This is a genomic window from Thioalkalivibrio sp. ALMg3 (assembly GCF_000381225.1).
Lineage (GTDB): Bacteria > Pseudomonadota > Gammaproteobacteria > Ectothiorhodospirales > Ectothiorhodospiraceae > Thioalkalivibrio > Thioalkalivibrio versutus.
Genome location: NZ_KB906225.1, coordinates 116,454 through 142,385, shown reverse-complemented (window position 1 = coordinate 142,385; position 25,932 = coordinate 116,454). Strand labels below are relative to the sequence as shown.

The following is a 25,932-nucleotide window of genomic DNA, read 5'->3' as shown; positions in this document are numbered from 1 at the left end:
GTTGCCTTCCTGGGGTTGGATGTCCGCATACGCGACTCCGGCACGAAACGGGGGCAGCGCAAACTCACCAAACAGGGCGATCCAGAGTTGCGACGGCTGCTCTATCTGGCCGCGATGCAGGCCAAGTCGAAAGCCGCCTGGAGCGACTACTACCAGCGCTGCCTGGACCGTGGCCTGGCGACGACCCAGGCACTGAACGCCTTGGCTCGAAAGCTGGCCCGCGTCGCCTTCGCCCTGATGAAAAATCAGACCGATTACCAACCTAAGATCCCTTGTGGAGAGACATAGAATCTCCTACATCGTCATCCCGGAAACCGCGCAGCGGTTATCCGGGATCTCCACGGTATGAGTGACGCGTACGTTGGGGCTGGAACGGCGTGTGGAGATCCCGGCTCTCCGCTGCGCTACGGCCGGGATGACGGGGAGGGGGCACTACGACCGGGATCACAATCAGGGTGAGCTCCGCCCGGGATGACAGGGCAGGGGTAAGGGCCCCGGGAGGGTGACACTCCCAGGAAGGCCTGGATCAAAGTGGCCCGGGGTGGGCCATGCACGTCCCCAAATGGGTCCCGCCACTGGCTGACGATCGTTGCTAATCAGGAGCGCTCTTGGGTTTGAGGGCGAAACTAACGCCTCCATCGCTCGAGATGCTGTAACGGTGTCGGGCTCCTGTGGCATCCTTTCGCCATGAGATTCCTGATTCGCACCTTCTTCCGTGGCGTCCGCCTGATTCTGACCCCGTTCATGCTGATCGGTGAGCGCGTCTCGCGCCCACGCGGCATCGAACGGGACCCGGCCGAGCAAGCCCGAATCGACGAACAGACGCAACGCCTTGCCCTGTATCACTTCCCGGCGTGCCCGTTCTGCATCAAGGCCCGCCGCGCGATGCAGCGCCTGTCGCTGGATATCGAACTGCGCAACGCCCAGGCCACCGGCCCCTGGCGCGAGGAACTGCAGAACGAGGGCGGCCGCCTGCAGGTGCCCTGCCTGCGAATCGAGGAAGAAGACGGCTCGGTGCGCTGGCTGTACGAATCCGATGCCATCATCCGCTACCTGCGCGAGCGCTTCGATCCGGCACAGACGACCGATCCGACCCCTGCGCCCAACAGTCCGCCGCGTTCCTGATGTCGAATCGGCTTCCGAAGGGTCTGCCCATGCACCATCGCCTCCACCGTTCCCTGCTCGGCGCCACGCTCGGGCTGGCCCTGCCCTTCACCGTCGCCAGCGCCGAGCCGCCGATCTTCGATGCCCACCTGCACTATCGCCCGGCGGTGGCCGAAACCTTTGGCATCAGCGACGTGGGCCGCACCCTGGCCTCCAATGACGTGCGCAGCGCCATCGTCATGTCGACCGAAGGCGGCTTGATTCGTCGCCTGCAAGCGGGCTCGGATACCCGCATCGTGCCGTTTCTGGAAGTCTCCCACCGCCTGGGCAAGAAGATGGACTGGATGCACGTCGAGGACCTGGGCGCCCGCATTGCCGACATGCTGGACGAATCCGACGTGGCCTGGCGCGGGCTGGGCGAGTTTCACATCCTGGCAGACGACCGCTTCGGACCCGGCTTCGAACAGTTGCTGGACCTGGCCGTCGCCCGCGATCTGACCATCATGATCCACGGCGACCCCGCCGTGATCGACCATGCCTACGCCACCCACCCCGAGGTCCGCATCCTCTGGGCCCACGCCGGCAGCTACGCCTACCCGCCCCTGGTGCAGGACTACCTCGAGCGCCACCCGCGCATGAACATGGACCTGTCCATGCGCAACCCGCGAATCAACCCCGGTGGTCAGATCGACGACGACTGGTTCGAGCTGTTCCTCACCCATCCGGATCGCTTCATGATCGGCGTGGACACCTTCACCACCACGCGCTGGGAACAGTACACCCACCTGAAAGACGAGACCCGCGCCTGGCTCGACCAGCTGCCCGACAACGTCGCCCGCGCCATTGCCTTCGAAAACGGCGAACGCCTCTTTCCCGCTCAGTAAGGGCCTTTATTCACCACGAAGGCCACAAGGCACGACGACGAGCAAAAGGCCTGAACCACAGAGGTCACAGAGCACGGCAAGGACAGTGACGAAAGATCACGATCGGATCGTGATCTGACGTCGCACGGCCATCATCCGACCTTTTCCGTCCCAGCCCTTCCCCCAGTCCTCTGTGTCCTCCGTGGTCCAATCGCCCTCCTGATTAGCAACGATCGTCAGCCAGTGGCGGGGCCCATTTGGGGAGGTGCATGGCCCGCCCCGGGCCACTTTGATCCAGGCCTTCCTGGGAGTGTCACCCTCCCGGGGCGCTTACCCCTGCCCTGCCATCCCGGGCGGAGCTCACCCTGATTGTGATCCCGGTCGTAGTGCCTCCTCCCCGTCATCCCGGCCGTAGCGCAGCGGAGAGCCGGGATCTCCACACGCCGTTCTAGCCCCAACGTACGGGTCACTCATACCGTGGAGATCCCGGATAACCGCTGCGCGGTTTCCGGGATGACGATGTAGGAGGCGCCTGGAGACCCGGGCCCGCACGGGCCTTGAGCCTGGCTGACGCTCGTTGCTAATCAGGATCGCCCTTGACCTGGCTTCTTCGTCTGCCCTTTTCCCCACACGCATGAAAAAGCCCGCGCTCCCCGAACAGAGAGGCGGGCTCGACACCATCGGGTCGTGTATCAGACCTTGAACTGACCCACGCGCTCTTGCTGCTGGGAGGCGAGCTTGGACAGCTCCTCCGAGGCATTGCGGATCTGCTCGGAGCCCGCCGCGGTCTGGTCAAGCACCTCGGTGATGTTGGCCACGTTGCGGTTGATCTCCTCGGCCACGGTGGACTGCTCCTCGGCGGCGCTGGCGATCTGCGTGTTCATGTCGCTGATGCGGGTCACCGACTGGGTAATCGCGTTCAGCGATTCGCCGGCGAGGTTCACCTGCTCGACACTCTCGTGGGCCTTGGAACGCCCATCTTCCATCGCCTGCACCGCCTCGCGCGTACCGCTCTGGACCCGCTCGATCATCTGCTGGATCTCGTGCGTCGAATCCTGCGTCCGGCTGGCCAGGGTACGCACCTCGTCGGCCACCACGGCGAAGCCGCGGCCCTGCTCGCCAGCGCGGGCCGCCTCGATCGCGGCATTCAGCGCCAGCAGGTTGGTCTGGTCGGCAATATCGCCGATCACCTCGAGGACCTTGTTGATCTGCTCGGCATCCTGCGACAGGCGGGTGACGACCTCGGCCGCATTGTCGACCTGCCTGGACAGGCCGTTGATCGCGGTGACCGTCTTCTGCACCACCTGCTGACCGGCCACGGCGTCCTGGTCCGTGGCCTGGGCGGCCGCCGCCGCATCCGCGGCATTGCGGGCGACTTCCTGCACGGTGGCGGTCATCTCGTTCATCGCGGTGGCGACCTGGTCGGTCTCCGCCTTCTGGCGGCGCACCTGCTCGTTGGTCTCCTCGCTGGTCGCGGACAGCTCGTTGGACGCGGCAGCGACCTGATCGGAACCCGCCGCCACTTGCTGGATCAACACGCGAATCTTCTCGACAAAGCGGTTGAACACCACCGCCAGATCGCCCAGCTCGTTCCGGCCGGACACCTCCAACTGACGCGTCAGGTCACCCTCGCCACTGGCGATGTCGTCCAGACGCTCCACCGTCTGGCACAGCGGGCGCACGATGCTGCGGGTCAGGAACCAGGCCAGCAGCGCGCCCAGAACCACCGCAATCACGCCGACCATGACCACCGTGCCGGTGGCGTTGCGGGTCATGGTCACGTAGGCGCTGCGGTCCACCATCAGTTCCAGCACACCCACCGCATCGCCGGAGAAATCGCGCACCGGCCGGGCGATCACCGCCATCGGCTCGCCCTGGTAAGTTACGTTGCGCACCAGGCGCTCGCCCTGGAGCACTTCGCGCATCTCGGCCGCATTGAAAGTCGCTTCGCCTTCGATGGTCCCGCCAAAGCGGTTGAACCGCCCCTCATCGCGCAGGTAGAGCGCGACCGGTGCACCCAGTTCCTCGGTGAACTGCTCGAAGAAGGGGTCGCCGAAGGACAGCCCGAACTCCACCGAACCCACGTGCTCTCCGTTGTGAGCGATGGGGACCACGCCGCGGATACCCAGGCCGGCCACGCCCTCTTCCAGGCCCGAGATCGGGGCGCGGCGGTCGTTGGTGTCGACGACCGTCTGGCGAAAACCGGACAGGTCATCGCCATAACGATCCGGGCGATGCACGCGCAGGAAGGAGGTCGCCGGCGGCGTGTGGAACTGATACTGGCGCACGCCGTAATCGGCGCTCAGGGACTCGAAACTCGGAACGGTCAGTGCGGCCAACCGATCGCGATCCCCATTGGCCATGGCCTCCTGCACATCCGGGATGCGCGCCACGGTCTCCGCCATCGCGGTCGCGCGCGCCGACTCCTGGTCCAGCCGATCCAGCAACTGGCCAGCCAAGTCGTTCAACTCCCGCTGCTCCGCCCTGTCCGCCATCGTACCCAGGGCATTCATCACCACGACCAGGGTCAGCACCACGGCGAGGACCACCACGCCGATGATGCCCACCATGAGCCGTACGCCAATTCGAATATTGTTGAACATGTCGGTGCGTCCTTCGGTCTGCCGGTCAGCGCCAGCTCGCAAAATAATGGGCCGTTCGTCCTCCCTAGCGGCGGCGAATCCTAGAACTTGAGCATGGAAGGCTTTTCATCCCCACAAGAACGTCGGGGACACGGCACTCACAGAACGAATCCGCGCCGCGGCTACACCAGCAGGGCCTCGGCGAAGACGTAGACCGCCAGGCTGATCAGCACCAGCGCCACCACGGAAAGCAGTGCCCCGCCCCGCACCATGTCCAGCACCTGCAGGCGGTTGCTGGCGAACACGATGGCATTCGGCGGGGTCGCCACTGGCAGCATGAAGGCCACGGAAGCGGCAAAGGCGACGGGTAGCGCCAGCATCAATACTGGCACGTCCATGCTCAGCGCAAACGCGGTGACCAGGGGTAGCAGCGTCGCGGCCGTGGCCGTATTGCTGGTTACGTGGCTCAGCGTCATGGTCAGCAACACCACCCCGGCCATGATCAGGATCAGCGGCCAGGTCTGCGCGATCACCAGGGCATCGGCCGCCAGCTCCGCCAGACCACTGGACTCGATGGCCGCCCCCAGGCTCAGGCCGCCTCCGACCAGCAGCAGCACGCCCCAGGGCAGTTCGCGGGTGTTGTCCCAGGCCAACAACCTGCGCTGCTCCATGGAACCCGAGGGGATCAGGAACAACAAGCCGGCGCCCAGGATCGCAATGCCGGCATCGGTCAGCGAGATGGGCAACCAGCCCTCCAGCAGCGGTCGTGTCAGCCAGGCGAGCGCGACCAGCACGAACACCGCCGCCACCCGCTTCTCTGCGGTCGACCAGCGCCCGACCGTGGCGCGCTGCTCGTCCAGCAGGGCGCGCAGGCCGTTCAGTTCGACCCGGTGCACCGGGAACACCCAGCGCGTCAGCAGCCACCACGCAAGGGCCAGGAGGATCGCCGCTAATGGAAGTCCCAGGGTCATCCACTCCAGAAACCCGATCTCCACCCCGTGTCGATCCCCGAGATAGGCCGCGGTCAGGGCGTTCGGCGGCGAGCCGATAATGGTCGCCATGCCCCCGATGTTCGCGGCAAAGGCGATCCCCAGCAGCAACGCCAGGGCCGGGCGCCGCGACTCCGCACTCGCCCCCGGACCCTGTGGCGATGCACCACGTTCAATCAGGCCCAGCACCGACAGTGCGATCGGCAGCATCAGCGCCGCGGTCGCGGTATTGCTGACCCACATGGACAACCCGGCCGTGGCCAGCATGAAGGCCCCGACCAGGGCGTGCAGACGATTCCCGGAACGGGCCACGATCGCGAGCGCCATGCGCCGGTGCAAATCCCAGCGTTGCACCGCCAAGGCGATCGCAAAGCCACCCATGAACAGGAAGATGATCGGGTTCGCGTAGGGCGCGGTCGCGTTCTCCATCGAGGTAATGTCGAGGACCGGGAGGATCGCGATCGGCAGCAGCGCCGTGACCGGCAGCGGCAACGCCTCGCTGATCCACCAGGTCGCCATGAACAGCGTCAGCCCCAGCACCCACCAAGCCGCCGGATCGAACCCCGTCGGCGCCGGCACCAGCAGGAACAGCACAAAGATCGCCGGGCCCAGCATCAGGCCGATCCGGGCGCGCCAGTCCACCGTCGAGCCCTTCGCCACCGCCGCTTCGCCTTCCTGCCCCGTCTCGTCGGTATCCGCCATGCGCCTCGTCTTGTGGGAAATCCGCCGGAGTGAAAACCAACCGGCGTCATCGGAAATTGCATCGCCCGGGCAACGTGACTATCGTTGACCCGTTATGCGTCGCTCCCGGTTCGGGTGCGCCGCCGCCTCAGTTTCTCACGACACCGTACAAGGAGTCTTTCATGGCCTACGAACTGCCCGATCTGCCCTACGCCAAGAACGCGCTGGAGCCGCACATCTCCGCCGAGACGCTGGAATACCATCACGACAAGCACCACGCGACCTACGTGACCAAGCTGAACGGCCTATTGCCGGGTTCCGAGTTCGAAAATGCCTCGCTGGAAGACATCATCAAGAAGGCCCCGGCCGGCGGCATCTTCAACAACGGCGCCCAGGTCTGGAACCACACCTTCTACTTCAACTGCATGGCCCCGAACGCCGGCGGCGAACCTTCCGGCAAGCTCGCGGACGCGATCAACAGCGCCTTCGGTTCGTTCGATGCCTTCAAGGAGAAGTTCAACGAATCCGCCGTCGGCAACTTCGGTTCCGGCTGGACCTGGCTGGTGCAGAACAGTGATGGCTCGGTGGAGATCGTCAACACCTCCAACGCCGCCAACCCGCTGCGCGACGGCAAGACCCCGCTGCTGACCTGCGATGTCTGGGAGCACGCCTACTACATCGACTATCGCAACGCGCGCCCGAAGTACCTCGAGAACTTCTGGGCCGTGGTCAACTGGGACTTTGCTGCCCAGCAGATGAAGTAAACCCCAAAGGGTTTATATACTAGGCGCCTTTGGCCGCATGATGCGGCTGCGCCTTTCATCGAGCCGGCGGTCCTCCGCCGGCTCTTTGGTTTCGGAGAACCCAATGAACGACGCCCTGCAGAACACCTACAAGCGCCTGCCCGTCGCCTTTGAACGCGGCGAAGGCGCCTGGCTGTGGGACACCGACGGCAAGCGCTATCTGGATGCCCTGTCCGGCATTGCCGTGTGCGGTCTCGGACATGCCCACCCCAAGGTGGCACAGGCCATCTGCGACCAGGCCAGCACGCTGGTGCATACCTCCAACCTGTACCGCATCCCGCTGCAGGAACAGCTGGCCCGGCGTCTGTGCAAGCTGGCCGGCATGGACCGCGCGTTCTTCTGCAACTCCGGAGCCGAGGCCAACGAAGCGGCGATCAAGCTCGCCCGCCTGCACGGCCGCGCCCGGGGCATCGCCGAGCCCAAGATCGTGGTGATGGAGGGCAGCTTCCACGGCCGCACCCTGGCCACGCTGTCCGCCACCGGAAACCCCAAGGTGCGTGCCGGGTTCGAACCGCTGGTCTCGGGCTTCGTGCATGTCCCGCATGGCGACTTCGATGCGGTAGAGGCCCTGGCCGAAGACCCCGACGTGGTCGCCATCCTGGTCGAGCCGGTCACCGGCGAAGGCGGGATCCATGTCCCGCCCCCTGGCTACCTGCGGCGCCTGCGCGAGCTGGCCGACCGCAAGGACTGGCTGCTGATGCTGGACGAGATCCAGGCGGGCATCGGACGCACCGGATACTGGTTCGCCTTCCAGCACGAGGGCATCACGCCGGACGTGGTCAGCCTGGCCAAGGGTCTCGGCAACGGCATCCCCATTGGCGCCAATCTGGTCGCCGGTGCGGCGCGCGAGCTGTTCAGTCCCGGCATGCATGGCACCACCTTCGGCGGCAACCCGCTGGTGTGCCGGGCGGCGCTGGCCGTGCTCGACGTCATGCAGGACGAGGCCCTGTGCGAACAGGCCGCGCGCCAGGGCGAATTCCTGCTGGGTCGCCTGCGCGACCGTCTGAGCGACCACCCGGGCGTGGTCGCCGTGCGCGGCCGCGGCCTGATGATCGGCGTCGAGCTGGACCGCCCGGCGGGTGAGCTGGTGATGGCCGCCCTGGAACGCGGCCTGATCCTGAACGTGACGGCGGACCGCGTGATCCGCCTGCTGCCGCCGCTCATCATCGACGACGACCAGGTGGAACAGATCGCCGCCACCGTAGCCGACCTGGTGGATGCCTTCCTGTCATCCTCTGTCCCCAAGGAGGTCTCTGCATGAACCCTCGCCATTACCTCTCGTTCCTCGATCTCTCCGGGGATGAAACCCGTGCCCTGCTGCAACGGGCGATCGAGCTCAAGCAGCAGCTGAAGTCGGGCGGACACCACGACGACCTGCTGCGCGGCAAGACCCTGGGCATGATCTTCGAGAAGTCCTCCACCCGGACCCGGGTCTCGTTCGAGGTGGGCATGCAGCAGCTGGGCGGCAACGCCCTGTTCCTGTCCCCGCGCGACACCCAGCTGGGCCGCGGCGAACCGATCGAAGACACCGCCCGCGTACTCTCGCGCATGGTCGACTGCGTGATGATCCGCACCTACGAGCACGAGAAGATCGAACTGTTCGCCAAGCACTCCTCGGTCCCGGTGATCAACGGCCTGACCGATCTGGAGCACCCGGCGCAGCTGCTCGCCGACCTGCAGACCTACGTCGAGCACCGCGGCGACATCCGCGGCAAGCGCGTGGCCTGGATCGGCGACGGCAACAACATGTGCCACAGCTACATGTACGCCGCCCGCCAGCTGGATTTCCAGCTGGTCGCCGCCTGTCCGGAAGGCTACGACCCGGAGCCCAGCGTGGTCGAGACCACGCAGGAACACTTCGAGCTGACGCGCGACGCCCGTGCCGCGGCCGAGGGTGCGGATCTGGTCGTCACCGACGTCTGGGCGAGCATGGGCCAGGAGCAGGAAAAGAGCGCGCGGCGCCGAGCCTTCTCCGGCTTCTTCGTCGATGCCGACCTGATGCGGCTCGCCAACGACGACGCCCTGTTCATGCACTGCCTGCCGGCGCACCGCGAGGAAGAGGTCTCCACGGATGTCCTGGAAGGCCCGCAAAGCGTCGTCTGGGACGAGGCCGAAAACCGCCTGCACGCCCAGAAGGCCCTGCTCGAATTCCTGATCACCCTCAACGCCAGCTAGCGTTCTTCGCGTCCCCTTTTATCCATCACGAAGCACACGAAGATCCGAAGGGCACAGAGGACACAGAGGACACAGAGGACACAGAGGACACAGAGCAGATCCAGGGTAGAAAAATCGCCTGATTAGCGACGAGAGTCAGCCAGTCACGGGGATCGTTCGGGGACGTAAATGGCCCGTCGCAGGTCGCTCTAATCCGGGCCGTTTGGGAATGTCACCCTCCCCGGCCCTTGCCCCTGCACTGTCATCCCGACCGGAGCGAAGCGAAGAGCCGGGATCTTCCCCGTTGGGGCAACCCCAGCCGCCGAGATCCCGGATAACCGCTACGCGGTTTCCGGGATGACGAAAAAGGCGGCGCGGGGAGTCCTGGAGCGCGTACCGCTGCGCTCCAGGGCCACCTTCGGCCGACGGGTGCGGTACACACCCGGGCCCGCACGATCCCTGGACCTGGCTGACCCATGTGGCGAATCAGGAAACCTCGAGAAGCAGTGGAATCCGGTGTCCGCGCGCCAAGCCTGTTGTCCGCATCCCATCAGCTTTCCTGCCCTTCTCTGTGAACTCTGTGGTTCCAGGCTATTGGCCTCCTTCGTGCGCTTCTTGGTTGGCGTAACGGCGTCGGGATCAGGCGCTAACGCGGCGGGCATGGATACGGCGGCGGGATTGCCAGCGGTAGAGCACGCGCCAGCCGAGAAGGAAGGCGAGGATGGCCGCGTACAGGGCGACCTCCACGTAGTCGGCGCGTGCCAGCCAGAGGAAGTGGAGCACCGCCAGCACGCCGGCCAGGTACACCCCACGGTGCAGCCAGACCCACTTCTTCTTGAGCCAGCGCTGGGCGCCGTCGGTGGAGGTCACCGTCAGCGCCAGCAGGATCACCCAGGCGGCGAAGCCAACCATCACGAACGGGCGCTCGGTCAGGTCGTAGAGCACCAGTTCCCAGTCAAAGAACAGATCCACCCCCAGCCAGATCAGGGCGTGCGCGGTCACGTAACCGAACGCCACCAGCCCCAGCATTCGCCGCAGCCGCACGATCCACGCCAGCCCCGTCATCTGCCGCAGCGGTGTGACCGCCAGCGCGATCAGCAGGGCGATCATCGCGTGGGTGCCGGAGAGTTCCAGCAGCTTCTCGATCGGGTTCACGCCCAGCCCGTCGAACCAGCCCAGCGTACGCAGGCCAATCCAGGCCGCCGGGACCAGCGAGGCCAGCAGCACCGCCCACCAGACGCCACGCGGTGGCCGGGCGCGCGCCCGGCGCGTTGAGGACGTCATGCCGTCACCGCGTCAGATGTACCGCGTCAGGTCCATCCCCTCGTACAGCGAGGCGACTTCATCGGCATAGCCGTTGAACATCTCCGTGCGCCGGCGGCGGAACTCGCCGATCCGGCGCTCGGTGCGCTGTGACCAGCGCGGATGGTCCACGTCCGGATTCACGTTGCTGTAGAAACCGTACTCGTCGGACTGCGCCTGATTCCACAGGGTCGGTGGCTGGTCCTCGACAAAACGGATGTGCTGGATCGACTTGATGCTCTTGAAGCCATACTTCCACGGCACCACCACGCGGATCGGCGCCCCGTTCTGATTCGGCAACACCTCGTCGTACAACCCCACGGCCAGAATCGTCAGCGGATGCATCGCCTCGTCCAGGCGCAGCCCCTCGGTATAGGGCCACTCGAGCCCGCCACTACTGCCGCGGCGGCGGCGTTGGCCGCGCAGGTTGTCCGGATCGTAGATGCTCTCGAAGGCGACATAGCGGGCACCGCCGCGCGGCTGTGCCTTTTCGATGATGCGATTCAGCTCGAAGCCGATCCACGGGATCACCATGGACCAGCCCTCGACACAGCGCATGCGATAGATCCGCTCCTCCAGTGACCAGGGGCTGATGAAATCCTCGACCGCATACTCGCCGGGGTTCTCGCACAGCCCGTCCACGGTGATGGTCCAGGGGTCGGTCTTCAGCTGGTCGGCGTAGGTCTTGGGGTCACTCTTGCCCGGCCCCATCTCGAAGAAATTGTTGTAGCTGGTGATCTCGTCATACGCGGTCTTCGACTCGTCCGTGGAGTAGTCGCTGCCCTCGAACTCGAGCGGGTAGCCGCGCAGCGCAGCCGAGGCCGGCAGCGCCATCCCCAGACCCCCCAGGGCAAGGCCGGCACCCAACCCGACCCCGGCGCGCAGGAACTCGCGCCGCCGCGCATAGACCTCCGGCGGGGTGATCTCGCTACGGGAACACTCGGAACGACGTCGGGTGCGGATCAGCATGGCCTGCCCTCGCGACTGGTTGGGATGACAGTGAGAAGCGCTGCCACTCGTGCACGATGGACCAGAAGCAGCGTCCCGAGTTCGGCTCGCCATGCCCATAAGACAATCCGCCGAACAATAAGAATTTTCTGCTTGCGCAGCGCCGGGAACGATATATAAGGCTTTTCTGATACCGCAGTCCGGGGTGGCCCGGCCGGCTTGTCAGGAGACCCGACAATGGATCCCACGATCGACGACGTGGCCGATGGTGCCGACGAAATCGCCAGCCTGTTCGACAACCAGCTCGTCAATGACCGCGGCCCGGCACGCCACGCCGCTCGCCGCGCCCTGGAACGCCTGATGGAAGAACGCGCCCTGCGCGCCCACCTCGAGGACGACTTCGACCTGGCCCCCGCCCACGAAGCCCTGGAGTGGTAACCCCCGGGGTGGCGCGCCCCGCCACCCCATTTTCCAAACGCCCCACATCATCGATGCAATGAGCGAAGCGAATCGCATCACCCCCGCAGGCAGAGGGACCCCCAAGCCAAGGCCTTCACCCGTCCTCATACCCCGTCAACTCCACGAACCCCCGGCCGACCGGCTCGCCATCCGCGTCGAGGATATCCACGGCCCCTTCCCAATAACGGACCACCGTGTCCATCTCCTGCTCGTCGCGCACCGCCACCACGGTCCACTCACGCGCAGGCCCGCCATCCGGAGGCTCGATACGCAGGGACCATTCCACCGGATAGCGGTTACCGGACGGCTGGGTGGCGTAGCGGGTGGGTTCGAGCTGCACCTGCTCCGGCTCCAGCAGGGCGTCCTGGGCATTCGCCGGCATCCAGCGACCTTTCGATAACTCATGCGGCGTGCCATCGGGGCGGCGCAACTGGTAATACATCACGTCCAGCCCGTCATCCAGCTGCAGCGCGAACCAGTCCCAGCCCGACTGATCCTCCGCCAGCGCGCTGGTACTCCATTCGCGGTCCATCCACGCCTGCCCGGTCACGTCCAGCGTTGCCCCAGCAGCACGGCGCACCTCGCCGGCCACCGCGATACGCGGCATCGAGTAGTAATACGAGGCATCGCCCGGCTCCGGCCCCTTCTGGCTCAGGCCGGCCTCGCCCTGCAACACCGGCTCGCGCGCCGGCTCCAGTTCCAGGGACAGCACGTAGTCCTCGACCGTGAAGCGCAGCGTCCAGCGCGCCCCCTCCAGCCCGGCCAGTTCCCAATCCTCGGCCCAGACCCGCCCCGCCGGCTCGGTCGCCCCGGCCAGCCCGCCGCCATCGCGCACGAACCGCTCCTCGGATGCGTGAAACCCCGCGTCACGGTCCAGCACCGCCGTATGCACCATCCACAGATCGGGGCTGGCCCAGGCCGACTCGTGCCAGACCGGATCCCCGGCGAGCCCCGGCGCCAGCCCCACGCGGAAGAACGTCACGTGAAACGCGAAACGCTCGCCTTCGGGCCCGTCCAGATTCCCCGTCAGGTACCACCACTCGTTGCGAAACCCCGGATGCGGCCCATGATCGCGAGGAAACTCGAACGCCCGCGGCGCATCGGCACGGAGAAAGCCCGTGGTGTCCTCACCCCCGAGGGCCTCGCTCACCCGCAGCCCGGTCACCCCCGAATCGTCCGCCTCCGGCGGCTCCACACCCCCGCATGCGGTCAGTAACCCCACCAACAACATGACCAGAAGCCCCTGTAGGAGCGGGCTTGCCCGCGAAGCCCCCGCCCGCGCTGGATTCTGGCGGGACCCATTCGCGGGCAAGCCCGCTCCCACAGCGCCTCCCACAAGGGCTCCTAAAGCTCTGCCCACAAATCTGAACCCAAACATCAGGGCACCTCCCGTAGCGCCGGCACCAGGCGCATGCGCGCCATGCGCCAGGCCGGGATCACCGACGCCAGCAGCGCAGCCCCCACGCCCAACAGTACGGTCTCCCCGACCTCGACCCAGGGCAGGCGCAGGTCCATCCCCCAGCCAAAGGCCTCGCGGTTGATCACCTCGATCAGCAACCAGCCCATCCCCAGCCCGAGCGGGATCGCCGCCAGGGCGGCGAATACCCCGAGCACACCGCCCTGCAGCACCACCAGCCCGCGCACGCCGCCGGGCAACAGCCCGAGGCTGCGCAGCGTGGCGAACTCGCGCGCCCGTTCCATCTGCAACGCAATCAATGCCCCCAGGATGGCGATGAACGCGACCACCAGCGTGATCACCCGTAGCAGATGCGTGATCGCAAAGGTCCGGTCGAAGATCGCCATGGACTCCTGCTCGATATCCCCCGGCCGCGTCACCAGCGCCGCGTGGTCCTGCTCCGCCAGCCACGCCTCCAGGTGCTCCACCGCCTGCTCGGCGTCGGCCCCGTGCGGCAGGCGCAGCCCGAACGAGCCCACCCCGTCCGCGGGCACGCCCCCGCGCGCGAACGCCGCCTGCGTCATCAGCACCGTGCCCTGCGGGTTCCCGTAGTCGCGATAGATCCCGAGGATCTCGAATGCCCGCCGCCCACCAGACGCGGCCAGCGAAAGCCGATCGCCCACGCCAACATCGTGATGCGCGGCAAACGGCTCGGTCACCAGCACGGCATCGTCCGCAGCCAGCCGTGCCCCCAGCGCCTCGCGGGGCACGGCCGCCTCCAGCAGCGGCAGGTAGTCCAGCCAGTCGGCATGCGGACGCACCACGTACAGGTCCACCAGTCCCCGGTCACTGACGACCTCCTGGCTGGTGCCGGAACTGACCGACACGGCACCCGACCGGGCCACCAGGTCGGCCGTCCAGTCCTCGGGCAGGCGCGCCCCACCGCGCGCCGAGGCCGGGGCCGCCGGCACCACGTACAGGTCCGAGGTCAGTGCCTGCCCCAGCCACTGCTCCACGCTGCCGCGAAAGCTCCCCACCATCACCGCCACGCCGATGGCCGCCGCCAGCGCCAGCGTCAGCGCCGAGGTGGCGGGCGCGCTGCGCGACAGGCTGCGCTCCAGGCTGCGGACCGCAATGCGCGGCAGGGCCGCCCCGCGCACCAGCACCGCCAGGCCGCGCAGCGTCCCCGCCAGCACCCAGGGCAGCAGCAACACGAACCCCGCAATCAGCAGGAACAGTGCGACAAACCCGCCCACCAGCGCCCCGGCACCGGTCACGATCAACCCGACGCCCGCCAGCAACAAAACGATAGACGCCAGCGCCAGCCACGCGGCCCAGCCACGGGCACGCCTTTCCAGCCCTCCGCGCCCGGTGCCGGCCGGGCTGGCCACCCGCGCCGCCTCCCAGGCCGGGGCCAGTGCGGCCGCCAGCGACAGCCCCACGCCCAGCAGCAGCACCGCGGCCAGCGCCAATGGCCGCGGCGTGACCCCGGTCACCGCCACCGCAAAGAAGTGGTCCGTCACCGTCTGCGCGACCTGCGCGACCAGCACCTGCGCCAGAGCCACCCCCAGCAGCGCGCCCAGCAGCGTGCCGATCACGCCGACCAGCAGGGCCTCCAGCAGCACCACCCCGAAGATCGCCCGGCGCCCGACACCGACCAGGCGCAGGCTGGCAATCACCTCGCGCCGGCGCAGTACCGCAAAGGTCTGCGTGTTGTAGATCAGAAACGCCGCGATCAGCAGCGCCAGCAGGCTCATCGCGGTGAGGTTGATGCGGAACGCCTGCGCCAGCTGGCGCGCGGCCTGGCCCCGGCTCTCGACCGCCACCAGCTCCAGTTCCGCGGGCAATACGTCGGCCAGGGCCTCGACCTCGTCATCGGCCAGCCGCACGTCGATTCGGTCCAGCCGCCCCAGCCGGTCGAGCAATACCTGCGCCGTGGCGATATCCGTCACCCAGAGCGAGGCGCCCGCATCCTCAGACGCGCCATCCCCCCCATCATCACTCGGGTCCTCGTCCCGTTCGCCGGCACGGTCGATCAGCGTGATCTCGCGCTCGCCCCCGGCCGCCTCCAGTGCCAATCGAGCCCCATGCGCCTCCCCGCTCGCCCGGAACCAGCCCGCAGGCGGCAGGATCGTCCCCGGCTCGGTCACCAGGCGCTGCACCGGGGCATCGCCGATATCCGAGGCCGCCCCGCGAAACGGCCCCTCGGCCAGCGGATCGACGCCCAGCACGTAGATCGTCGTGCCATCCGGCAATCGCGCCGGGCCCTCCACGATCGGGGCCGTATCCCGCCACCCGGCCATGCGCAGCTCGCGGTAAAAGGCCTCGTCGAAGCCGCTCGCCGGCCCCAGCACCTGATGCGTAGCGGCCCCGGCCACCTCGTCCATCGAACGGTCGAAGGCCCGCTGGGCGGACTGGTTCGCCAGATCCACCGCCAGCACCACCGCCACGCCGATGATCACACCGACCAGCGTCAGCACCCGCTGCAGCGGCCGCCGACGCCAGTCGCGCAGCCACGCACGCAGAACGAGACCGCTCACGCCGGCAACCCCTCCACCGATTCCGGAGGCTGAAGCACCCCGTCGCGCATCGTCAGCACCCGATCCAGTCGCCCCGCCAGTTCATCGCTGTGGGTCACCAGCAACAACGAACACCCGGTCGCCCGTACTTGCTCCAGCAGCAGCCCGAATATCGTCTCGCCAGTGCGCGAGTCGAGATTGCCGGTCGGCTCGTCGGCGAGGATCAGCGCCGGCTCGTGCACCAGCGCCCGCGCGATCGCGACACGCTGCTGCTCGCCGCCCGACAGCGCCTCCGGATACCGCTCACCCTTATCCCCCAGCCCGACCGCTGTCAGCTGGCGTCCGGCGCGCTCGCGTCGTTCGGCAGCATTGGCAGCCGTCGCCAGTTCCAGCGGCAGCATCACGTTCTCCAGCACCGTTAGCGTCGGAATCAGATGGAACGACTGGAACACGATCCCCACGCGGGCCCGGCGCAGCCGCGTGCGTGCCGCCTCGTCCAGCCCCGCGAGCGCCTCGCCCGCCAGATGCACCTCGCCGCGATCCGCCGCCTCCAGCCCGGCCGCCAAATGCAGCAGGGTGGACTTGCCACTCCCGCTCTCGCCCACAATCGCCACCCGCTCGCCGGGGGCCAGCTCGAAGTCCACACCGTGCAGCACCTCGCCCTCGCCGGGGTAGGCAAACGCCGCGCCGATGAGCCGCAGGACCGGCCCCGAAAACGCTGATGACTCAGCCATACGATCCGCCTTTTGTTGTCCGTTCCAGCCGGGGTGTCGGGCCGTCCCGGGAGACACCAGGCCCCGACTCCACATGACCATGAAGAGTAGATGAATGTTTCAAAAAGCCACACAAGCGGTTGATTGAGGCCCGGCATCCGTTAGAATAAGCGCCATCTCCACACACGGGAACGCGCCTTGACACGCCGATCAAGCAGCCGATCACGCAGCCGATCTATCTGCGCCTAGCGGCAAGCGTCCGTTCCCTAACCGGTCGCTTCCCGTCAGGCCTCTTTGATCAAAGAGCCGGGAACGGCCGGGCCCCGCCCGACCCGAACCTGCACCATTCACCGCATTCGTGCGGCGCCGCGATGGCCTGTGCCCGTGCACAGTCCGCGCGCTGCCCCGATGCCGCCGGGAGAAGGGCATGGAGCTTCACCTCGAGCAGTCCATCATCGAGCTGAAGGAGCTGTTGCGTCTGGACGACCGCGACGGGCTCCACGAACTGCTCGACTACATGCGCGTGCAGGACATCGCCCACGCGCTGATGGAGCTGGGCGAGGAAGACCTCATCGCCGTCTTCAACCTGCTGCCCCCCGGGCGCAAGGCGGACGTCTTTGCCTACCTCGACACCGGGCACCAGATCCGCCTGCTGGAGGCCTCGCCGCGCGAGGACGCCCGTTTCATCCTCTCCGAGATGGAGGCGGACGACCTCACCGCCCTGCTGCAGACCCTGGATCCGGACACCCTGCGCGGCTACCTGCGCCTGCTGCCGTTTCGCGCGATCCGCCGCGCGCTCAAGCAGCTCAACTACCCGGAGGACTCGGTCGGCCGCGTGATGTCGCCGGACGTCGTCGCGGTGGACCCGGACTGGACGCTCAAACGCGCCCTGGCCTTCATCCGCCGCAACGCGGACGAGCACTCCAACAACGTGATCTTCGTGGTCGACCAGGACCGCGTGCTGCTGGCCGCCATCCCCATCCGCCACTTCCTGCGCGCCAGCGCCGACAGCCCGGTGCGCGAACTGCTGGGCGAAGCCGACCCGATCACCATCGCCGTCTCCGAACACGCGGTGGAGGCCGCCCGCCGCATCCAGCACTACGACCTGGAGAGCCTGCCGGTGGTCGGCGAGATCGGCGAACTGCTGGGCGTGGTCACAGTGGACGACGTGATGGACCTGATCGAGGCGGAGTCCACCGAGGACTTCCACAAGCTGGGCTCGGTGGGCACCCTGCCGCTGTCCCCGCAGGAGGCCAGCCCGTTCCTGCTCTATCGCAAGCGCATCGGCTGGCTGCTCGGTCTGGTTGCCTTCAACACCATCGGCGCGCTGATGATCTCCCAGTACGAGGACATCATCGAGGCCGTGGTGGTGCTGGTGTTCTTCCTGCCGCTGCTGATCGCCTCCGGCGGTAACGCGGGCGCGCAGAGTTCCACGCTGATGGTGCGCGCCATGGCCACCGGCGAGGTCACGGCCAGGGACTGGCTCCGGCTTTGGGCCAAGGAGATGGGCGTGTCCCTGACCCTCGGGCTCAGCATGGGTGTCGCGGTATCGCTGGTCGGGCTGTGGCGCGGCGGGCCGGAGATCGCACTGCTGGTCGCGCTGTCGATGACCATCATCGTTACCGTGGCCAGCATCCTCGGCATGCTGCTGCCGGTGGTCCTGAACAAGTTCCGCCTCGATCCGGCGACCGCCAGCGTACCGCTGGTCACCTCGCTCGCCGACATCGGCGGTATCCTCATCTACTTCACGCTGGCCACGGCCCTGCTCGGCCTGGCAATCCCATAGGACCTCCCGGATGAGCCCGACCGAACCGGATCTCGACACCCTGCCGCAGGCCCTGCAGACCGCGCTGACCGCGCCCACCGCCGAGGCCCTGCAGAGCCTGTGCGCCGAGCACGCGGCGCCGGATCTCTCCGACGCCCTGGAGGCCCTGCCGGCCCAACAGATGGAGGCCTTCTTCCAGCGCCTGGATGTCGAGTGCACCGCGGATATCTACGCCCACCTGGAATCGGATCACCAGTCGCGCGTGTTTCAGGCGCTGGACGACGAGCACGCCAGCCGCCTGGTCGCGGCCCTGTCCTACGACGACGCGGTCTCGGTGATCGACGGGCTGGAGGACGAACAGGCCGAATCCCTGCTCGAGACCCTGCCGGACGAAGACCAGGAGGCCCTGGAGACCCTGCTCGGCTACCCGGAGGAGAGCGCCGGGCGCCTGATGACGCCCGAGTTCGCCACGGTCCAGCCCGACTGGTCGGTGGCCGAGGCCATGGATCACCTGCGCGAACAGAGCGACCTGGCCGAGACCATCAACACCATCTTCGTGGTCACGCCCACCGGCGAACTGCTCGGCTGGGTGCGCCTGAAGGGGCTGCTGCTGTCGCGCCCCACCACCAGCGTGCGCGAGCGCATGAACACCGATGTCGTCAGCATCAGTGCGGAGGAAGACCGCGAAGAGGCCGCCCACCGCATCAGCCACTACGACCTCGACGTCCTCCCGGTGGTCGACGACAATGGCCACCTGCTGGGCATCATCACCGTCGACGACGTGATGGACGTACTCCGCGCCGAGACCACCGAGGACTTCCATCGCATGGCCGCGGTGGGTGACGTCGTGCTCTCGCTGCGCGACGCCAGCATGCAGCTGCTCTACCGCAAGCGCATCGGCTGGCTGGTCATCCTGGTCGCCGTGAACATCCTCTCCGGACTGGCCATCGCCCACTTCGAAGCGGCCATCGAGACCGTCGTCGCACTGATCTTCTTCCTGCCCATGGTCATCGCCTCCGGCGGCAACGCCGGCGCCCAGGCCTCCACCCTGGTCGTGCGCTCGCTCGCCACCAACGACATCAAGCCCCAGGACTGGTGGCGCCTGGGCGGCAAGGAGATCCTGGTCGCCTCCGCCCTCGGTGCCACCCTGGCCGGCGCCATCTGGCTCTCCGGCTACTGGCTGGGCAGCCTCGAGGTCGCCAACGCCATCGCGCTCGGCATGTTCCTGGTCGTCCTGTTCGGCTCCCTGTTCGGCCTGCTGCTGCCGTTCACCCTCACCCGCCTGGGCGTCGACCCCGCCGTCGCCAGCGCCCCGCTCATCACCTCCGTCGTCGACGTCGTCGGCATCACCATCTACTTCGCCACCGCCGTCGCCATACTCGGCCTCTAGCTCCCCCAACCCCCATACCCCACCCCCGTAGGATGCGATGAGCAAAGCGAATCGCATCAACCTCGCCCCACCCCCAACGCCCGGTGCGTTTCGCCAAGCTCAACGCACCCTACGAACTGCCCCGAACGCCAGGAGTCGAGCTCGAGGCGATCACGACCTCACCAACACCCCTCCGCGTCATCCCGACCACAGCACCAGCCCCCCGTCATCCCGGCCGTAGCGCAGCGAAGAGCCGGGATCTCCACCGTTCGAACACCCCAAGATCAAGAACCCCGGCCATGACAACCAGAGGCACCCCAGCCCCCAGGGTGACAATGTGCGTCACTTCACATGACCATTTTTGTCACGTGACACACCCGGGAAGCGTGTGGGCGTGACCCATGCCACAGACCACACCGCGCCCGGGCGCCGTTTTCACGCATTCCCGCGCTCTTGGCACGCCCAATGCATCTCCTCAGACAGCTACCCACGGGGTGGCCGGGCCGAAGGCCCCGCTTTTATTACATCAAGGGAGTACGACCATGCAGAAGAAATCCGTCCAACAGGGCTTTACGCTTATCGAACTGATGATCGTTGTGGCGATTATCGGCATTCTGGCGGCGATTGCGTTGCCGGCTTATCAGGATTATACGAAGCGCGCTCAAGTTACCGAAGGGATTAGTTTGGCCTCCTCCGCCCGAACGATCGTTGCTGAGAATGCGATGACGGGAACTAACCCTCTTGATGCGGGTTGGGATGCACCTGCCGCAACTGACATCGTGTCCGGCATCGTCGTGGATGGAACCAATGGGGAGATTGAAATCACCTTCACCAATGTGATCGATGATACCGACAACGTCATGACCTTCATGCCCCAGGTGGGTGGAAACGACATTGCAGCTGGAACCGCCGTAGATGGTTCTATCGAGTGGGACTGCACTGGGGGGAGCCTGCCGGGCAAGTATCGTCCGGCCAACTGCCGCTAAAAGAGAAGCAAAGGGGACAGATTTGTTTTCCCCTCTCGGAGCCCCGGCCTAGTGCCGGGGCTTTTTTATGGTTCATCGAAGGATACCGGGGAGGTGTTCGACCGCTGAAGGGAATCGTAGTCTCGCGTGGAGCCCGAAATCCTCTGGGACACCCACTTTGTGGACATAAGCCGGATTCGCCGAAGCAATCGGCCGCAGGCAATCCTCTGGGACACCCACTTTGTTGACATAAACCGGATTCGCCGAAGCAATCGGCCGCAAGCCCCGCGTCTGCAACCCGTCCCCCGAACCTCGGGCAAACCCACCTTGCTCGCCCCGCTCTAACGGAACCCTGGAACGCGGTTTCGCTACGCCCTGAAAAACTCCAAGGCATTCACTATCCTAACGACAGGAACGTAACGAACCTGCGTTGCTGCAAGACCTACTCCACGGAAGGAGTTCATCATGACCCAGCCCCGCTCGACCCTCGTCTCTCTGGACGACACGCCCTGGTACCACGTCGTTTCCCGCTGCGTCCGCCGCGCGTTTCTGTGCGGACACGATGCCCACTCCGGGCGATCCTTTGAGCATCGCCGCGGCTGGATCGCCGATCGTCTGAAGCAGCTTGCATCGGTCTTCGCCGTCGATATCGCGGCCTATGCGGTCATGAGCAACCACTTCCATATCGTGGTGCGAGTGGACGAGGCGCGCGTCGAGCCCCTGGAGCGCGACGAGATCCTGCGTCGCTGGACGCAGCTCTTCTCGGGGCCGGTGATGGTGCAGCGGTATCTGGCCGATCCACAGCGGCTCGGTGCGGCCGAGATGAAGATCGTGGATGCCTGGGTCGAGACGTACCGCTCCCGACTCGCTGACCTGTCGTGGTTCATGCGCGTTCTGAACGAGTCGATCGCCCGCCAGGCGAACGCCGAGGACGGCGTGACGGGACGGTTCTGGGAGGGGCGCTTCAAGAGCCAGGCCCTGCTCGACGAGCAAGCGGTCCTGACGGCCATGGCGTACGTGGACCTGAACCCGATCCGGGCCGGGATGGCCCCCACGCCGGAGGCCTCCGAGTACACCTCGGTCGCGGAACGGCTTGCCCTGCTGCGCGCGACGTCCGGGGATGGAACAACGGTAGCCGGACGCGCCGCCGCCGATCCCGCAGTTCCAGGCGACAGCACGGCGCCGGAACACACCAACGCTACGAAATCCGACACACGAGCGAACCGGTCACGATCCGGTCCGCACGAAACAGAATCCTTGCAGCCGGAGACGGTCCTGGACCAACTGGTCAGCGCCCCGCTACTTCCATTCGACGCCACTGGCCGCGCGGAGTGCGCCGTGCCCTTCGGCTTCGAGGACTATCTGGATCTCGTGGAGGCAACGGGGCGCGTCATCCGCGAGGACAAGCGCGGCTTCATCCACGATGGCACCCCGCCCCTGCTGGCGCGTCTAGGCATTGATCCCAATCAGTTCATCCGTGCGGCTAGCCGCATGTTGCAGCAATTCGGCAGCGCCATCGGAACACCGACCCATCTCACGGCCCGGTGCGATGCCCGCCAAACGCGCTATCTGCGAGGCATGGCGGCCGCCCGGCAGCTCTTCCCTCGGTCGGCAGCCTGACCCCGCCCCCCGGAACCAAGACCAGCCATTGGCCCAGCAATGATTTTGTACATACAATAATCAAATGGAGATTGAGTTCGACGCGGACAAGGATGCCACGAATCAGGCCAAGCACGGGGTCTCACTCGCGCTGGCCGTGAGCCTGGAGTGGGAGACCCTTCTGGCCATGGAGGATCGTCGAAAGGACTACGGCGAATGTCGCATGCTGGGATACGCCCTGATGGGTGATCGCTTGTACTGCGTCATCTTCACGGACCGAGAGAATGTGCGAAGAATCATCAGCCTGCGCAAGGCGAATAACCGGGAGATCAGTCGTTATGTCCAGATCGTTGACGCTACGTAATGGCCGTCGGGTCTTGCTGAACAACCCGGAAGAGGAAACGGCGATTGAGGCCGGCATCGAAGCGGACCCGGAGACACACGCGCCTGACGAGGACGAAGCGCGGGCACTGCGGCGCCCCGGCCGCCCCCCAATGGTGGTCACCAAGGAACGGATCACGATTCGCCTGTCGCCGGAGGTTGTGGAGGCCTTCCGCGCGACCGGAAAGGGCTGGCAAACCCGCATGGATGGTGCCCTGAAAGAATGGCTCCGGGAGCATCATCCAACGACGAAGTCCTGAATTGCCGACGCATCGCAGGACGCCAGGTGTTGGACCCTTGATCACTCCCCTCGGATCCGCCCCCCGCACAGCCTTAAAGCCCGACGCGCTATCGAGTGAAACCGACCCGCGCAGTCACACCCGCACCCCGTACTGTTCGATCTCCGAGCGCAACGTCTCGCTTGCCGCGCTGATATCCACCAGGTCAAAGCTGTACAGCGCCGGAAGCTCCTCGGTGCGCTCACGAAGTCGGCCCCAATACTGGCTTGTTGCCTTCCCCGAAGGGATCACAGCCAAGTCGATATCGGAATGCGGCCGGGCGGTTCCCTTGGCTCATGAACCGAACCAAATCACTTCAGACGTCCCCCCAAAGCTCTTCCCTCTCAATCTCCGCCGCCTCGGATGCCAAACCCGTGACGCGGTTCAGGGCCAACTGCGCATCCTGATCATGGGCTGCCGTCACGCGGAAAGTCATCCATCGACCAATCACTCAACTGGGTACGAATATAGCATCCGTCCGGGCTTCACTCGCCGCCTACTCCAGGCGCTCACGCCTGGCTAGATCACCTCGCCGCTCAGAAACTCCCTCACCACACGATTAGCGAAACAAATCAGCGGCTGGCGCCGGGCGGTGGAGCAGGAAGCCCTGGCCGATGGCGCAGCCTTCCTGCAGCAGGAAGGCGCGCTGGGGTTCTTCTTCCACGCCCTCGGCGATGAGGTCCAGTTCCAGGGCGGCGGCCAGCGCGATGATCGCGCGGATGATGGATTCGTTGTGGCGGGAATGGCCAATGTCGCGCACCAGCGACTGGTCGACCTTGAGGCGGTGCAACGGCAGGCGGCGCAGGTGCGCGAGGTTCGAGTAGCCGGAGCCGAAGTCGTCCATGGCCAGACGCACGCCGAGGCCGTCCAGCCGACGCAGGACCGCCAGGGCGCGCTCGGGGTACTCCATAATCATGGTTTCGGTGAGCTCGACCTCCAGTCGTTCGGGCGCGATGGCGAAGCGCCCCAGGGTCTCGCGTACGGTGGTGACGAGTTGCTCGTCGTGCAGCTCGCGCGCCGACAAGTTTACGGCGATCATCGGGATGTTCCGGCCCGCCTCGTCCCAGGCTGCGAGCTGGCGGCAGGCCGCCTCCAACACCCAGCGGTCGATCGCCTGGATCAGGCCGGTCTCCTCGGCCAGCGGGATGAACTCCGCGGGGGATACCATGCCCCGGTGCGGATGGTTCCAGCGCACCAGGCTCTCGACCCCCACGCACTTGCCGCTGGCCAGGTCGAATTGCTGCTGGTAGTGCAGCGTCAACTCCTTGTTGACGATGGCCTGCCGCAAGTCGTTTTCCAGGAACAGCCGATGCTCGGTCAGGGTGCCCATCTCGGGGTCGTAGGCGCACCAGCTGTCCCCTCCCCGACGCCGCGCATCCTGCATCGCCAGCTCGGCGGCGGTCAGGAGCTCTTCGCGCGTCTGGCCGTCTCCGGGGAAACGTGCCACACCGACACTCGCCGTGAGCACCAGCGCGCGCCCCGCGATCTCGAAGGGAGCCCGCAGGGTATCGATCAGTGACTGCACGAAGGTTCCGAGGGCTTCCTCGGGCGGGCTCTCGATGATCAGGCAGAACTCGTCGGCACCGATGCGGGCTACCGTGTCCTCGGGCGACAGGGCCTGGCTCAGGCGCTGTGCGATGCCCTGCAGCACGGTATCCCCCGCCGCGGTGCCCAGGGTCTCGTTGACGTTGCGGAAGCGGTCCAGATCCATCAGCACAACCCAGCGCGCCTCGCCGTCCGCCATGGCGCGTTCCACCGTGTGTCCCAGGCGATCCTGCAACAGGGCGCGATTGGGCAAGCCGGTGCGCGCATCGTAGTGCGTCATCTGCCGCAGCTGTTCCTTCTGCTCCATGCTGGCGGTCAGGTCGGTCCAGCTGCCGACGATTTCCTGCCCGCCGCGCACGTTATCGCTCGCCACCACGCGTATCTCGTCACGTACGTGGCGCAGCTTGCCCCAGCCGTCGAACAGGCGAAACTCGCGCACGATCTCGCCATCCTCAAGGAGGCGTTGATTCTCGCGCAGCGCATTCGCTCGGTCCTCGGGGTGCAACTGGTGTTCCCACCAACCAGGACGCATCGCGCTCGCAGGTTCAATCCCGAACAGGCGCTGCAGATTGGGGCTAACCCACAAGGGCTCGAAGGTACGGGCGTCGAGCTGGTAGGTCACCGCAGGTCCGCTGTCCAGCACGTGCTCGAGACGCTGGTTGACCGCCCTTAGCTCACTGGTACGCAGACGCACCTGCCAGCGCAGGAACACGCCCATCACCGCCAATAGCATTACCAGAGCCAGCGCTGCGAGCAGAGTCCACATCACCCAGCCCGGCAGGCCCGGCTCGTCCTGCGCGAGCAGCGTGGCCTCAAGGGCCTCCTGGTAGGGCGAGCCCGCCAGGGGCTTCCAGCGCTCCAGATAGGCGTCGATCAGTGCCAGACGCTCCGCCTGCGCCCCCGGCGCGGCCGCGTAGTGCAGACCCACCTGGCCGAAGGTGATCGGCGTCTCCACCAGCCCGTAGGCGCGGGCGTGCTGGCGTCCGTAGAAGTTATTGCTGACGGCGGCATCGGCTTCGCCGGCCGGCACCGAGGCCAGCACCGCTGGGAGATCGCTGTAGGGAACCAGTTGGTACTCGAGACCCGGGTCGCCGATTTGTTGCCGGCGCAGGTGGCTTTCCTGCACCGAACCCTCCAGCACGGCAATGCGCCGCGGACCCAAGGACTCCAGACTGCTGAACCCCGACTGCGGGAACGCGTATATCTGGCTCCAGCCCTGGACGACCGGGATCTGGTGGAACCCGAAGAACGCCTCGCGCGTGTCGGTCCGGGCCACATCGGGCATCAGATCCAGCCGGCCTTCGCGCAGATCGGCAAGGCATTGCGACCATTGGCATGGGACGTACTCGACCTGCCAGTGCTCCCGGCGGGCGATCGAGTCCAACAAGCGGACGAACAGGCCGTCGGCTTCCCCGTGCTCGTCCACGCTGACCTTGGGCGCGTTGTCGTACACGCCCACGCGCAAATCCGGCGCGGAGGCCGCGGAGGACGGCGCCCAGGAGGCAAGCAGCAGGCCA

At 66.5% G+C, this 25,932-nt stretch carries 22 protein-coding genes; 13 read left to right on the top strand and 9 right to left on the bottom strand.

Features of this window, described 5'->3' with window-relative positions:
* The 3 genes from F622_RS0108900 to F622_RS0108890 all read left to right on the top strand — a co-directional run.
* Positions 1–288, top strand: a 288-nt coding sequence (locus F622_RS0108900; protein ID WP_019571752.1) for an IS110 family transposase, incomplete at its 5' end; no start/stop codon positions are given.
* A 399-nt stretch (positions 289–687) separates the two neighbouring features.
* A complete protein-coding gene (locus tag F622_RS0108895; protein ID WP_018170009.1) occupies positions 688–1,125 on the top strand; it encodes a glutathione S-transferase N-terminal domain-containing protein in 438 nt (145 codons plus the stop codon).
* 29 nt (positions 1,126–1,154) lie between these two features.
* Positions 1,155–1,988, top strand: a complete 834-nt coding sequence (locus F622_RS0108890) for an amidohydrolase family protein (protein WP_018145411.1) — start codon at positions 1,155–1,157, stop codon at positions 1,986–1,988.
* A gap of 671 nt (positions 1,989–2,659) precedes the next feature.
* On the opposite strand, the gene F622_RS0108885 is transcribed toward F622_RS0108890, so the two are convergent.
* Together F622_RS0108885 and F622_RS0108880 are read right to left on the bottom strand one after the other, a co-directional pair.
* On the bottom strand, positions 2,660–4,570 hold the full coding sequence (locus tag F622_RS0108885; RefSeq protein ID WP_018170011.1) for a methyl-accepting chemotaxis protein: 1,911 nt from the start codon (positions 4,568–4,570) through the stop codon (positions 2,660–2,662).
* Between the two features lie 161 nt (positions 4,571–4,731).
* The gene (locus F622_RS0108880; RefSeq protein WP_019571751.1) at positions 4,732–6,240 is read right to left on the bottom strand and encodes a DASS family sodium-coupled anion symporter; all 1,509 of its coding nucleotides are present in this window, start codon (positions 6,238–6,240) and stop codon (positions 4,732–4,734) included.
* 161 nt (positions 6,241–6,401) lie between these two features.
* On the opposite strand from F622_RS0108880, the gene F622_RS0108875 reads away from it, so the two are divergent.
* From F622_RS0108875 to argF, 3 genes are all read left to right on the top strand, one after another.
* Positions 6,402–6,983 carry a superoxide dismutase gene (locus F622_RS0108875; protein ID WP_018145408.1) on the top strand — a complete coding sequence of 194 codons (582 nt, stop codon included), beginning with the start codon at positions 6,402–6,404 and terminating at the stop codon, positions 6,981–6,983.
* 103 nt (positions 6,984–7,086) lie between these two features.
* Entirely contained in the window at positions 7,087–8,283 is a 1,197-nt protein-coding gene (locus tag F622_RS0108870; RefSeq protein ID WP_019568781.1) for an acetylornithine transaminase, read from the top strand.
* A complete protein-coding gene (argF, locus tag F622_RS0108865; protein WP_018145406.1) occupies positions 8,280–9,197 on the top strand; it encodes an ornithine carbamoyltransferase in 918 nt (305 codons plus the stop codon). The genes F622_RS0108870 and argF overlap by 4 nt, the downstream gene beginning before the upstream one ends.
* Before the next feature lie 618 nt (positions 9,198–9,815).
* Here the strand turns inward: argF and F622_RS0108860 are convergent.
* Entirely contained in the window at positions 9,816–10,460 is a 645-nt protein-coding gene (locus F622_RS0108860) for a sulfite oxidase heme-binding subunit YedZ (protein ID WP_026331558.1), read from the bottom strand.
* A gap of 12 nt (positions 10,461–10,472) precedes the next feature.
* Positions 10,473–11,447, bottom strand: a complete 975-nt coding sequence (gene msrP, locus F622_RS0108855) for a protein-methionine-sulfoxide reductase catalytic subunit MsrP (protein WP_019571749.1) — start codon at positions 11,445–11,447, stop codon at positions 10,473–10,475.
* Positions 11,448–11,663: 216 nt separating this feature from the next.
* Here msrP and F622_RS0108850 point away from each other — a divergent pair, with 216 nt between their 5' ends.
* Entirely contained in the window at positions 11,664–11,864 is a 201-nt protein-coding gene (locus tag F622_RS0108850; protein ID WP_018145403.1) for a PA3496 family putative envelope integrity protein, read from the top strand.
* 115 nt (positions 11,865–11,979) lie between these two features.
* Here the strand turns inward: F622_RS0108850 and F622_RS0108845 are convergent, their stop codons facing one another.
* From F622_RS0108845 to F622_RS0108835, 3 genes are all read right to left on the bottom strand, one after another.
* Entirely contained in the window at positions 11,980–13,116 is a 1,137-nt protein-coding gene (locus tag F622_RS0108845) for a lipocalin-like domain-containing protein (RefSeq protein ID WP_019571748.1), read from the bottom strand.
* 146 nt (positions 13,117–13,262) lie between these two features.
* Positions 13,263–15,821, bottom strand: coding sequence for an ABC transporter permease (locus F622_RS0108840; protein WP_019571747.1), 2,559 nt, complete (start codon positions 15,819–15,821; stop codon positions 13,263–13,265).
* Positions 15,818–16,534 (bottom strand): ABC transporter ATP-binding protein, encoded by a 717-nt coding sequence (locus tag F622_RS0108835; RefSeq protein ID WP_019571746.1) that lies wholly within the window; start codon positions 16,532–16,534, stop codon positions 15,818–15,820. The genes F622_RS0108840 and F622_RS0108835 overlap by 4 nt, the downstream gene beginning before the upstream one ends.
* A 406-nt stretch (positions 16,535–16,940) precedes the next feature.
* On the opposite strand from F622_RS0108835, the gene mgtE (F622_RS0108830) reads away from it, so the two are divergent.
* The 6 genes from mgtE (F622_RS0108830) to F622_RS0108805 all read left to right on the top strand — a co-directional run bounded on the left by mgtE (F622_RS0108830) (position 16,941) and on the right by F622_RS0108805 (position 22,852).
* Positions 16,941–18,299 (top strand): magnesium transporter, encoded by a 1,359-nt coding sequence (gene mgtE / locus F622_RS0108830; RefSeq protein WP_018950851.1) that lies wholly within the window; start codon positions 16,941–16,943, stop codon positions 18,297–18,299.
* Positions 18,300–18,309: 10 nt separating this feature from the next.
* Positions 18,310–19,668: a magnesium transporter gene (mgtE, locus tag F622_RS0108825; protein WP_018950850.1), complete on the top strand. Its 1,359-nt coding sequence runs from the start codon at positions 18,310–18,312 to the stop codon at positions 19,666–19,668.
* A gap of 521 nt (positions 19,669–20,189) precedes the next feature.
* On the top strand, positions 20,190–20,633 hold the full coding sequence (locus F622_RS0108820) for a pilin (protein ID WP_019571745.1): 444 nt from the start codon (positions 20,190–20,192) through the stop codon (positions 20,631–20,633).
* A gap of 444 nt (positions 20,634–21,077) precedes the next feature.
* Entirely contained in the window at positions 21,078–22,232 is a 1,155-nt protein-coding gene (locus F622_RS0108815) for a transposase (protein ID WP_019571744.1), read from the top strand.
* A 64-nt stretch (positions 22,233–22,296) separates the two neighbouring features.
* Positions 22,297–22,575, top strand: a complete 279-nt coding sequence (locus tag F622_RS0108810) for a BrnT family toxin (protein ID WP_019571743.1) — start codon at positions 22,297–22,299, stop codon at positions 22,573–22,575.
* 13 nt (positions 22,576–22,588) lie between these two features.
* Positions 22,589–22,852 (top strand): BrnA antitoxin family protein, encoded by a 264-nt coding sequence (locus F622_RS0108805; protein ID WP_018938056.1) that lies wholly within the window; start codon positions 22,589–22,591, stop codon positions 22,850–22,852.
* Between the two features lie 114 nt (positions 22,853–22,966).
* On the opposite strand, the gene F622_RS14055 is transcribed toward F622_RS0108805, so the two are convergent.
* Both F622_RS14055 and F622_RS0108790 read right to left on the bottom strand, forming a co-directional pair.
* The gene (locus F622_RS14055; protein ID WP_018950846.1) at positions 22,967–23,122 is read right to left on the bottom strand and encodes a hypothetical protein; all 156 of its coding nucleotides are present in this window, start codon (positions 23,120–23,122) and stop codon (positions 22,967–22,969) included.
* Positions 23,123–23,429: 307 nt separating this feature from the next.
* Positions 23,430–25,874, bottom strand: coding sequence for an EAL domain-containing protein (locus F622_RS0108790; RefSeq protein ID WP_019571741.1), 2,445 nt, complete (start codon positions 25,872–25,874; stop codon positions 23,430–23,432).
* Between the last annotated feature and the right edge of the window lie 58 nt (positions 25,875–25,932).